Source organism: Trichocoleus sp. DQ-A2, assembly GCF_039961915.1.
GTDB lineage: Bacteria > Cyanobacteriota > Cyanobacteriia > Cyanobacteriales > FACHB-T130 > FACHB-T130.
In genome coordinates, this window is record NZ_JAMPKD010000024.1 from 96,961 (window position 1) to 108,112 (window position 11,152).

12 protein-coding genes are annotated in these 11,152 nt (G+C 43.9%); 5 read left to right on the forward strand and 7 right to left on the reverse strand.

The features are described 5' to 3' along the window. The 3 genes from NC997_RS21515 to NC997_RS21525 all read right to left on the reverse strand — a co-directional run bounded on the left by NC997_RS21515 (window position 1) and on the right by NC997_RS21525 (window position 3,873). Window positions 1-1,041 (reverse strand): ABC transporter permease, encoded by a 1,041-nt coding sequence (locus NC997_RS21515; RefSeq protein ID WP_190524928.1) that lies wholly within the window; start codon window positions 1,039-1,041, stop codon window positions 1-3. Window positions 1,042-1,210: 169 nt separating this feature from the next. Next, a complete protein-coding gene (locus NC997_RS21520; protein ID WP_190524930.1) occupies window positions 1,211-2,719 on the reverse strand; it encodes an ABC transporter ATP-binding protein in 1,509 nt (502 codons plus the stop codon). Window positions 2,720-2,808: 89 nt separating this feature from the next. Continuing rightward, the gene (locus NC997_RS21525; RefSeq protein ID WP_190524932.1) at window positions 2,809-3,873 is read right to left on the reverse strand and encodes a BMP family protein; all 1,065 of its coding nucleotides are present in this window, start codon (window positions 3,871-3,873) and stop codon (window positions 2,809-2,811) included. A gap of 198 nt (window positions 3,874-4,071) precedes the next feature. Here NC997_RS21525 and NC997_RS21530 point away from each other — a divergent pair, with 198 nt between their 5' ends. The 3 genes from NC997_RS21530 (at window position 4,072) to NC997_RS21540 (ending at window position 5,457) form a co-directional block, all read left to right on the forward strand. Next, the gene (locus NC997_RS21530; RefSeq protein ID WP_190412286.1) at window positions 4,072-4,494 is read left to right on the forward strand and encodes a DoxX family protein; all 423 of its coding nucleotides are present in this window, start codon (window positions 4,072-4,074) and stop codon (window positions 4,492-4,494) included. Window positions 4,495-4,675: 181 nt separating this feature from the next. After that, the gene (locus tag NC997_RS21535) at window positions 4,676-5,170 is read left to right on the forward strand and encodes an ureidoglycolate lyase (RefSeq protein WP_190524933.1); all 495 of its coding nucleotides are present in this window, start codon (window positions 4,676-4,678) and stop codon (window positions 5,168-5,170) included. 11 nt (window positions 5,171-5,181) lie between these two features. Then, the gene (locus NC997_RS21540) at window positions 5,182-5,457 is read left to right on the forward strand and encodes a hypothetical protein (RefSeq protein WP_190524934.1); all 276 of its coding nucleotides are present in this window, start codon (window positions 5,182-5,184) and stop codon (window positions 5,455-5,457) included. An 85-nt stretch (window positions 5,458-5,542) separates the two neighbouring features. Here NC997_RS21540 and NC997_RS21545 read toward each other — a convergent pair whose 3' ends face one another. The 4 genes from NC997_RS21545 to NC997_RS21560 all read right to left on the reverse strand — a co-directional run bounded on the left by NC997_RS21545 (window position 5,543) and on the right by NC997_RS21560 (window position 8,310). After that, a complete protein-coding gene (locus NC997_RS21545; protein WP_190524935.1) occupies window positions 5,543-5,776 on the reverse strand; it encodes a hypothetical protein in 234 nt (77 codons plus the stop codon). 10 nt (window positions 5,777-5,786) lie between these two features. Continuing rightward, window positions 5,787-7,100: a hypothetical protein gene (locus NC997_RS21550; protein WP_190524936.1), complete on the reverse strand. Its 1,314-nt coding sequence runs from the start codon at window positions 7,098-7,100 to the stop codon at window positions 5,787-5,789. 165 nt (window positions 7,101-7,265) lie between these two features. Further along, window positions 7,266-7,967: a class I SAM-dependent methyltransferase gene (locus NC997_RS21555; RefSeq protein WP_190524937.1), complete on the reverse strand. Its 702-nt coding sequence runs from the start codon at window positions 7,965-7,967 to the stop codon at window positions 7,266-7,268. Between the two features lie 121 nt (window positions 7,968-8,088). Next, on the reverse strand, window positions 8,089-8,310 hold the full coding sequence (locus tag NC997_RS21560) for a hypothetical protein (protein ID WP_190430834.1): 222 nt from the start codon (window positions 8,308-8,310) through the stop codon (window positions 8,089-8,091). 452 nt (window positions 8,311-8,762) lie between these two features. Here NC997_RS21560 and NC997_RS21565 point away from each other — a divergent pair, with 452 nt between their 5' ends. Continuing rightward, on the forward strand, window positions 8,763-9,503 hold the full coding sequence (locus NC997_RS21565; RefSeq protein WP_190524939.1) for a TVP38/TMEM64 family protein: 741 nt from the start codon (window positions 8,763-8,765) through the stop codon (window positions 9,501-9,503). Between the two features lie 2 nt (window positions 9,504-9,505). Beyond that, window positions 9,506-11,038 carry a mercuric reductase gene (locus NC997_RS21570; RefSeq protein ID WP_190524941.1) on the forward strand — a complete coding sequence of 511 codons (1,533 nt, stop codon included), beginning with the start codon at window positions 9,506-9,508 and terminating at the stop codon, window positions 11,036-11,038. The last annotated feature ends 114 nt before the right edge of the window (window positions 11,039-11,152 follow it).

Genomic DNA, 11,152 nt, shown 5'->3' on the forward strand with positions numbered 1-11,152 from the left:
TTAACTCTTTAGCTTTATTTGACGTTCAACTGCAAAACTAATCGCAATGAATAAAACGGTTAAACCCTGGATGGCGTAAACGACGGTGACTGGGACGTTGGCGCTGCGTTGCATGACGTTTGCGCCGCTGCGGAGGATACCGAAGAATAGGGAAGTAAGGACGATACCGGCGAGATTACCACGACTCAGGAGTGCGATCGCGATCGCATCAAATCCATACCCCGGTGAAAAACGGTCGAATAGTCGATATTTCAGCCCCATGACTTCACCCGCACCCGCTAATCCTGCGAATCCTCCAGCAAATGCCATTACAGCGATGATAGTGCGTTCTACCGACATCCCGGCGTAACGGGCGGCTGTGGGATTTTGTCCGACAGCTTCGATTTGGTATCCTAAAGGCGATCGCGTCAGTACCACCCACAATATTCCTGTAGCGAGTAATCCGATAAAAATCCCCGCATGAGCTTGAGTTTGCGGCAAAATAATCGGTAATCGGGCGGATTCTGCGATTAAAGGAGAAAAGGCACTCGGCGCACCTGGTGCCTTCAAAGGATTATTCACCAGATATCCGACAAAGTTCAGCGCCACATAATTGAGTAGCAGCGTGGTAATCACTTCATTTACACCGCGCACTGCTTTCAGATAACCCGGAATTAATCCCCAAATTCCCCCCAATAAAAATCCCCCCAGCAGCGCCAGCGGTACGTGAATTAATGCGGGTAATCCATGCAGAGACAGCCCCACCAAGGCGCTACCGAGTCCCCCCATGTATATTTGCCCTTCAGCGCCAATATTAAATAAACCCGCCTTCAACGGCACCAGCACCCCCAAACTCGCTAACAGCAACGGTGCGGTTTTTGCAATGGTATTGGCAAAGCCGTAGTAGTCTGCGAGAGATTCTTTAAAGAGAATGCCGTAGGCGGTGATGGGGTTCGCCTTTGCCAGCAAGATGAGGATAGCGCCGACGATGAGGGCGGATGCGATCGCGACAAGCGGCGATAATAGTGGCAGAAGTACAGGTTGAATCCGATTTGTTGTCATAACTGTGGGACTTCGCCAAGACTCCCACAGACTGAAGTCTGGGGCTATACAAACTAAGCCTGCCTACGCAGGCTGAGAATAATTTTTGTATTTTAGATCGCGCAGGCGGTCTTTATTTGTGTAGCTACGATTTCAGCCGTCAGGCAACAGTTGAACTTAGCAGCGATCGCTACCCTTCAACACCCGCCGAAATACCACCAGTCATTAAATAACCAACTTGTTCCACTGTGGCAGTGGCAGCATCTAAGATATCCACGAATTGTCCTTCATACATGACGGCAATGCGATCGCTCATTGCCATAATCTCTTCTAATTCTGTCGAAACATATAAAATTGCCGCACCTCGTTCTCGTTCAGCTAATAAGCGCTGCTGTACATATTCTGTCGCACCGACATCTAAACCGCGTGTCGGTTGCATTGCCACAATTAAAGCTGGGTTGCCAGAAAGTTCTCGTGCTAACACCACTTTTTGTTGATTGCCGCCGGACAATTGGCTAACTTTAATCGATGGATTTTCAGCGCGAATATCAAAGTTTTCCATCGCCTCAGTCGCATGATGATTAATTACCTCATACTGGAGGAACCAACGGCGGCAAAATGGCAGAAACATAAAAGCTTTGAGAATGAGATTTCTGGCAATACTAAACCCCATCACCAAACCCATTTTCTGCCTATCCTCTGGAATATAAGCTGTAATTCTTCCTGTCCTCCCCCTTTTTAAGGGGGAGTTAGAGGGGGATCTCCGGATGGTTCCCGAAGTAATAGTACGCAAACCCGCAATCGCATCTGCTAACTCTCGCTGTCCATTGCCATCAACCCCCGCAACGCCTAGTATTTCGCCTGCGTGGAGTTGAAAGGATATATCTTTCACAACCGGCAAATTCCGCTCATCCTCAACCTGCAACTTTTGTACTTCTAGCACTACTTCACTAGAAGAACGAGCAGATTTATTTAGATGAAGTAAGATTTCTCTCCCTACCATCAAACGTGCTAATTCTTGAGTGTTCGTATCTGCGGTTTTAGTTGTCGTCACCACTGCACCTCGGCGTAATACGGTGACAGTATCGCAAAGATTCATCACCTCTTCTAGCTTGTGACTGATAAAAATAATCGTATGTCCATCTTTAGCAAGTTGGCGCAAGATAGACGCTAAAATCTTTACCTCTGGCGGCGTCAGCACCGCTGTTGGTTCATCCAATATCAGCAACTTTGCGTTGCGGTAAAGTGCCTTGAGAATCTCTACCCGTTGCTGAACTCCTACAGGTAAATCTCCGACTTTTGCAAATGGATTTACATCTAAACCATAAGACTGAGCGAGTTGCGCGCTCGCCTGCGCTTTCTCTTTTATATCTAGCCGCAAATCGAAGCTAGTTCCAAGAATAATATTTTCGGTTACTGACAGTTGCGGCACCAACATAAAATGCTGGTGAATCATGCCAATTCCATGCGCGATCGCGTCACTTGCTGAAGCAATTTGCACTAGATTATCTTGCAAGTAGATTTGACCGGAATCTGGCTGATAAAGTCCGCAAAGGATATTCATCAAAGTAGTTTTACCAGCTCCGTTTTCGCCCAGCAGAGCATGAATAGATCCGCAACTAACGCTCAAATTTATGTTGTTATTAGCGATAAAGGTGCCAAAGCGTTTGGTAATACCTTCAAGACGTAAATAAGTCATTTTTAATATTTTTTGCTAATTGGCTTAGCCAATATACCGCCGGGGAATTGATTCCCCGACGGGTGATAAGCGAAGAGATATCAACTGAATTAAGCTTGCTTCACACACCGAGTATCCTTTCCCCCCTCTTTACACGCCTCAAATGTAACTTTCTTAGCTAATATTGCCTGCTTCGTATTAAGTGCTTTTTCCTCTACATTTTTTGGCACCATTGCCCCAAATTTACCAAGATAGAGAATCTCAGGATTTTCCAAACCAATTGTATAAATCTCACCTTTTAGATTGCCTTTCACAGCAAGATCGGCTAAGTATGCGATCGCTAAGTCAATTCGCTTCACCGCACTGGTTAATACTGCCTTTGGCGCAACATCCAGTTGATCTGTGGTATTGCCGAAAGCAAAAACTCCCTTCTCAGCGGCGGTTTGCAGCACCGCAGGAGAAGCATTATCCAGCCACTGATAAATCACATCAACGCCTGAAGAAATCAACGCTTGCGTCGCTTCCTTCGCCTTAGCCGCATCATTCCAATCGCCCGTATAACTGGCAGCGATTTTAATATCTGGTTTAACAGACTTCGCGCCTAACTCTAATCCCCGCAATTCTTCATCAGTTGCTTGAAAAGATTGAGCCGCTAGATAAGCCATTTTATTTGATTTTGTCATCAAGGCACCTATGATGCCGCACAGATAACTGGTTTGCAAATGATCGATTCGCAAAGACGCCATGTTATCGCCTTTCACCGTACCATTGACACCGACAAAGAACGTCTTCGGAAATTGCGCTGCTACCTGCTCAATTGCTGCATCAAATTGTCCCCCGTGGGCATACACTAAGTTGTAGCCACGACGCGCAAAGTCTGACAAAGCTTCTGCCTGATCCGCTTGTTCCACCTTCTCAACGTGAGCAATTTCAACTCCCAGCTTTTCTTTAGCAGTTGTCACGCCTTCATAGCCAGCCTGGTTCCAAGCTTTATCTGTGATAATCCCTGGCAAAACGATAGCAACTTTGAAATCCTTACCCGTTTTAGCAGAAGTATCCCCACTAGCTGCTGTTTCTGTCGGGGTAGGACTGCTATTGCAAGCCTTCAGCAATAGACTGGTACCCAAGGTAGCTGAACCATACAGGAGAAATTTGCGCCGACTATATTCCATCATGCGATCGCCCTCAGATAAATAGTTTTAATGTAGTTACTTATTTTGAGCGATTCGGTGACGCGATCGCTATGCTAACGCCAGTCTATTTTTCCAACTGTTGGCTGAAAACAAAGTAACATCAAACTGAATAAACTGAAGAAGCGACAAAATTTGTCAGCAAATTCTAATCGTTAGTCTGTATAGGGTGAGATGGAATACATCAAAAAGAACAAAGAACTGTTGCGAGTGATTCTGTGTGTGTGTATCATCGGCGTCGGCATAGCGCACTTTGCCATCCCAGCACCATTTGTTAAACTCGTGCCGTCGCAACTTCCTTACCCTCTGGAACTGGTATATATCAGCGGCTTTTTTGAAATCCTGGGTGGGATTGGATTATTAGTTCCTCCCGTAAGTCATGCCGCGGCTTGGGGACTGCTGACTCTTTTCATCTTTGTTTTCCCTGCAAATATCAATATGGCAGTGAATAGTATCGACCTCAATCCTATTCCAAACTCACCTTGGTTCCAAGCAATAAGACTTCCCTTCCAAGCAGTCTTAATTGCTTGGGCTTGGTGGTATACAAGACCAAGTGATGGGGAGAAGCAAGCTTCAATTATTCCATACAAACCCAAAACTGAGTAAGCAAAATATCTGGCGATTGAAATCGCGGCTACACAAACAAAGCCTGCCGACCCAGGCTGAATTGAGTCCGCGTAGGCGAACTTAGTTTGTATAGCCCCAGACTTCCAGTCTGTGGGTAATTTGCTTAGTTTTTTCGGATAACAATGACCGTTAAGATGATGAAAATACAAACAAATTTGATATGAATACATCAAAAGCAGTGCAACAATTACACGCAGAATTGATAACACCAGAAAATTTTCGGCGTTATGGTCAAGTAATCTCTGCAAGTGTTGACGGCAAACTTTATGATTCCGAAGAAGCGCAGTTAAACCTGCAAAATGGAATTCCCCGATTTTACATTATGCGCCTGCACCACAAAGGTCGCAAGTTTCACAAAATCACACGCCACGTCCAATGTACTCAATGCCTGGGTTCGCTGGAAGGAAAAGACTGGTTAATCGCGGTTGCGCCCCCAAATAATAATACTGACCAACCGGCATTAGAGGAGATTACCGCTTTCCGCATTCCAGGGAATTGCTTTATCAAGTTAGAAGTCGGAACCTGGCACGCTGGGCCATATTTTGAGCATGAATTTGTAGATTTCTACAATCTTGAACTCAGCGATACCAATGTAGTCGATCATTTCACCCATAACTTTCAGGAAAGTCATACGCTAGAGTTTGAGATTGTCTAGGTAAATAAACAATGAATATAGATGAAGCAAGAAACTTCTCTATGGGTTTAGGCCTCCCTCCGTTAGTGGGGACTCTGGCAGAAATCCAGGAGGCTGAACAAATTAGAGCTGAAAAGCTTAAACAAGTTCCCTGGCTTGAAGAAAACTGGGAAATTTATCTTAGTGAACTTGAAACTAGGTTTCTACCTGATGACTCTCTCCGGCAGCTAAAACTAGCAGATTCAGCCAGGTTTTGGATAGAAAATTGCGACCTAGACTTTTGGGAGCTGCTGGAATGGTGTCAGTGAAGTTACTTTTTTTGTTCAACCCTCAATAAGCAAACTTCACACCAATTACGGCTACTCATACTCCATAGCTATGACAACAGCTCCACTACTCGCTCTTGTCCATCACTTCGCCGCCAACTATTTCATAACCCCAGCTAGGATTGCGATTTGCAAGTTGCCTTGCTGCGTCATACTCCCCTAAACGACAAAGTTCAGCAAGATGTTGATATCCATCCTCTTTCTGTTGCTGAGATTTCGCTCGATTTATGTTTTTCCTTTCCTCATCTGAAAGAGAAGGACGCCCTAAAGAAAACGCATCAATTTCACCAATTCGTTTCATGTTTACCACCCTAAAAAGGAACTAAATCTATCACTTGACTATCAACAATTCCGTAACCCCATTCTGGGTGTTCGGCAATTTGTTTTTCAACCAGAGTTCTACCCATAGGGGTTTCGTAAGCTTCTTGTAAAGAAGCAAGAGTAGGAATGCTGCATCCTAAATTTTGCATTTCCTCCTCACAATTTTTCTGCTCTAAACTTAGATTAGTAATGTTGTCGGAACTAGATGATGCCAGCGAAAATTGAGGAGAAACCACCGCTAGCTTATCCATTACGCTCTGTTTTGTGATTGGAGGTTTCTCTGTAAAAGACGGTGGCAGGTATGGCGTAGCAACGCCTAATTTTTTCGCTTTTATTGCCTCATCTGCAATGCGATCGCACTTTCTCAAAAAACCATCCCATAAATCTTTTCCCACAACTGGATCTCTAAGTTCAGAACGTGCTTTAGATACTGCCACTTCTAGCGGCTCTCCTTTGTGGACGTAATACTGAATACGCTCTTCCTCAAAAGCTGGATATGGCACCCCTGGCTCAATTTCCCAGTCCCGCTTTATTTTCTGACTTTCTCCTAATGGAATTCCAGTGGCAAATTCATCCCAGAATGGTGACACCACACCTTTTGTCATTCCATCTACAATTTTAAATACCCATCCAGAAGGGTTATGAACTCCCTGATTCTTGAAATATTCTAATAAAGCTCTTTGAAACTCCTCGAATTGCTCAGGAGATTTCCAAGGACCACTAAATTGGTAATTAGGTGCAACTTTCACAGCAATTTGCTGACGCTGTACTGGGAAAAATTTATCAGTTTTGCTAGTTTGAGCTTGAGGCTGTGAACCTTTAATCACTTCCACAGGGGTACGTGTTAGAGTTTCTGTTGTTAGCTCTGAATCTAAATTGTTTGAACTATTTTCAAAGTCAACTTTGGACGAACCAGTTTGACGTAAAGCAATTGTGTTTTTTGTAGGGAAATAAGAGACACTAGAAACTTCCTGCCAAAACTCATCCAATCTCTTTTCAAGAGCATCAATATCCGGCAAAAATTCCATTGCATTATTGTTACCACGAACCATTCGTTCTTTTAGAATATTTCGCTTCACAAGCTGAATCCGAGCCAGTTCCTGCTCAGTGCGGCTTAGACCAGTTTCATCTTCAATTTCATTAAAAGTTATTTTTATCCACTCATTTGCATGACTCAGTTGAGACTGGCGGTGAATAAGGTTGCAAAAAAAAATAGAAGCTGTCACACCACCAGTAGCTTTAGCCATATTAGGGTAATAGACCACAGAATTGCCCAAATATCGCAAAATTGCTCCGAATTTCACCCGTATATACTCCTAATATAATTTTAATTAACTTGTAAAATAAAATCTTTTCCGCGAACCGAACAAAGGGTTATTGCTTGTCTACTACACTTACTTTCATAGCATCTTTTTAATCAGATGACTAAAGTTAACTACGATACTTCTCAACGAGAGCAATCGCGCTATTTATTCCCCACGTTTCGCAATCCAACCACCGACGAGTAAGGCACTATAAAAGCGTTCCACCATCCCAAAACCAGCCTCTTCAAGCAGCGCAACGATCCGCTCTTCCGGCACTAAGTGGATATTTCTGGGAATATTTTCGAGTCTCTGCTGTACCTGTTCTGGAGGAATACCTTTTTTGAGAACGTAATTCTTCAGGATTTCAAGCTTTCGTTCAACTTGACCCGAATTCGACTCCCCGTAGGAATCGACTAGCAGAAAAGTAGCACCTGGCTTGAGCCGTTGAGTGATACTGCGAAGCATTGCCAGCTTGGTTCCGTCATCGGGAAAAAAATGCATGACTAGAATCAACGTGGCGGCGTCATACAAAATATCTTCAGGTAAGTCAGACACAATGCCTTGATGCAGGCTGACGCGGTCCTGGAGTCCGGCTTTCTGGATGCGATCGCTAGCAATATTCATCATCTCCGGAGACGGATCTACTCCCAGCAGCCGCCATGAAGAATTTGCCTTACCCAGAATCTCAAGTTCTTTACCCGAACCCGAACCAGAAATTAACAGTGAGGACTCTTCCGGGAGGCGCACTTGAAGCACCGCCTGCAACAAATCGTGTATCAGCTCATATCCAGGCACCCAGAAAAGAATTTCTTTATCATAATTTCCGGCGCGTTCTCCCTCGAAAATAAATACATGCTGATTTGTCATGTCTGCAAATTTATAAAAAACTGATAATTGCTAATTTCGGGTCATTGATAGCTGTTACTAGGAAGTAAATGGTAGATGCACTTTTCCTATCCCCAATTTTACTCCCATTCCCTATTATCATTTAGCCCCCAACTTCTCCAATCAATTTTTTTAGATAAGCGGCTGCTTCTTTGGGTGTTAGCATGACTACCTCATTTTTGCGAAGGATTTCGTACTGGTTACTTCGATAGCCGTGACCCAAAATCAGCCCTAAACTAACTGCTCTATTGCCAAGTTCGTTTAACTCATTGAAGCTCATCGCTTCAACTTCCATATTTAGTTGTTTAATGATTTCCTCATCCATGTCCTTAGGTCTCCGGTTAACATCTTAGATTTTTTACGTACAGTCAATTCCAATTCAAGGTGCTGATACTACACATCTGTTCTCCGTTTATTCTCTTGGGTGGTTAGGAGGAGCTTCATGTAGTACATCAAAATGAAAATGGTATAACTAAATCGCCGACGCAAGCGATCGCATCTGGGTGAAGCTAGTATTTTGTAGCCTCCTTACTCCCCCACACATCTCAGCTTTCATCCATTCTAGCTTTTGTCTATTTCTACTTTTTCTTTTTCACATCTTTCTAAAGGAATAGTTTTTACGAGACATTTTAAGCTTCTTTTTAGAAAAATTTAACATTTTTTTAATAAAATCATTATCAATTCTCAGCTAAAAATCATTTGTCAGCCAAATTTTATTATAAAAATTAGCTTAATCTTTAAGAGTCAGCTTCCATATCTGTGTTATTGAGGTAGGTTATGGAGAATGAATCAGTACAAAGCCCCTCCAGTTCAAAGATAAAACGGATTTTTGGTTTTTTTCTAGTTGCTGCTCTTATCCCTGCTCTCATCTTTGCAGCTAAATATTTTAATGTCCAGGAACAGTTGAAGAGCGCTTTAGCGTGGATTGACAGCCTGGGATTTTGGGCACCCCTGACTTTTATTGTCCTCTACATCCTAGCCACCGTACTCTTCATCCCCGGCTCCATCCTCACCTTGGGAGCGGGTGTGGTTTTTGGTGTAATTTTAGGTTCAATTTACGTCTTCATCGGAGCCACTTTAGGAGCCGCTGCTGCATTCCTCGTGGGGCGTTATTTGGCTCGTGGGTGGGTTTCCAAGCAAATAGAAAACAATCCCAAATTTAAAGTCATCGACCAAGCTGTTGCCAAGGAAGGATTCAAAATTGTTCTTTTAACTCGGCTTTCACCTATCTTTCCCTTCAACCTTTTAAACTACTCTTTTGGAATCACCCAAGTTTCCCTGAAAGATTATTTTTTAGCCTCTATCGGCATGATTCCAGGAACGATTATGTATGTTTATATCGGTTCTTTAGCTGGTAGTATTGCCACAATTGGAGCAGTACAGCCCAAAAATACCGAAACTGAAATAGCCCAATGGGTAGTTCGTGTAGTTGGATTTGTTGCCACTGTTGCTGTGACGATTTATGTTACGCGCATCGCTCGAAAAGCATTAGAAAAAAGCGTTAATCAGGAGGAATGATAATGCCACAGCTAGGAGTTGATCGGGTAACTGTGTCGCCAATGGATGTCTATAACCAAACTTTGGTGGCTCACGTACATCCGCCCGATTGGGTGAATCCCGAACCTGCACCTCGTTACAATTTGGTTGTAATTGGAGCGGGTACTGCGGGACTGGTGACAGCGGCAGGTGCAGCCGGGTTAGGAGCTAAAGTCGCATTAATTGAAAAGCATTTGATGGGTGGAGATTGCCTCAATGTGGGTTGCGTTCCCTCGAAATGCATGATTCGCTCTTCTCGTGTTGTTGCAGATATTCGGGATGCAGAGAGATTTGGTGTTCGCATTCCTGAAGGTACAGAAGTCGATTTTTCTGCCGTGATGGAGCGGCTGCGGCGAATTCGTGCCGGGATTAGTCATCACGATTCTGCGGAAAGATTTCAAAAGTTGGGTATCGATGTATTTTTGGGAGATGCTCGGTTTTCTAGTTCTGACACTATCGAAGTCGCGGGAAAGAAGTTACGTTTTAAAAAAGCAGTTATTGCTACAGGTGCGCGTGCAGCTAATCTCCCGATTGAAGGGTTACAAGAGGCAGGTTATCTCACTTACGAAACCGTATTTTCCCTCACAGAACGACCAAAACGACTAGCAGTAATTGGCGGTGGCCCTATCGGCTGCGAACTGGCTCAGGCGTTCCAGCGGCTTGGTTCAGAAGTAGTGGTGTTACATAAAAATGCCCATATTCTTGACAAAGAGGATACTGATGCAGCCGAAATTGTGCAACAAGCGTTTATTCAGGAGGGGATTAAGTTAATATTGCAGTCCAAAATTAAGCGAGTTGAAACAAGCAGCGCTGGAAAAGTTATTTATTACGAAGCGAATGGAAAAGAAGCTTCAGTAACAGTTGATGAAATCCTAGCTGGAGTTGGGAGAGCGCCTAATGTTGAAGGCTTAAATCTTGAGACGGTAGGCGTGCAATATGACACCAAAAAAGGGGTCATTGTCAATGACAAGCTTCAGACAACAAACCCTCGCATTTATGCTGCTGGTGATATCTGTATGGAATGGAGATTCACCCATGCTGCTGATGCCGCTGCCCGGATTGTTATTCAGAATAGTTTGTTTTTTGGGCGCAAAAAACTTAGTACGCTGACAATGCCTTGGTGTACCTACACTGCTCCAGAAATTGCCCATGTGGGGATGTACGAGAAAGAGGCGTTGGAAAAAGGAATTGAGGTGGATACTTACTTCATTCCATTGAGTGAGGTGGATCGCGCGATCGCAGACGGCGAAGAAGAAGGATTTGCTAAAATTCACGTCAAGAAAGGCACTGATAAAATTTTAGGTGCAACGATTGTGGCGAGACACGCAGGTGACATGATTAGCGAAGTCACGTTGGCGATGGTAGGAAATGTTGGCTTGAAAACTCTTGCCACGGTTATTCACCCCTATCCCACGCAAGCCGAAGCGATTCGCAAGGCAGCAGATGCTTATAACCGTACTCGGCTAACGCCGTTTGTGAAGAAGTTATTTTCTAATTGGTTGGCTTGGACGAGATAGCTCAGGACTTACGCAAAGGCGCTAGATATAGCGTACAAGTTACACAAGTTGCATGGGAATAGAAGGATGTTTCAGTTCCTCAATCAAGGAATCAGAAAGCCACTGGTATTTCAC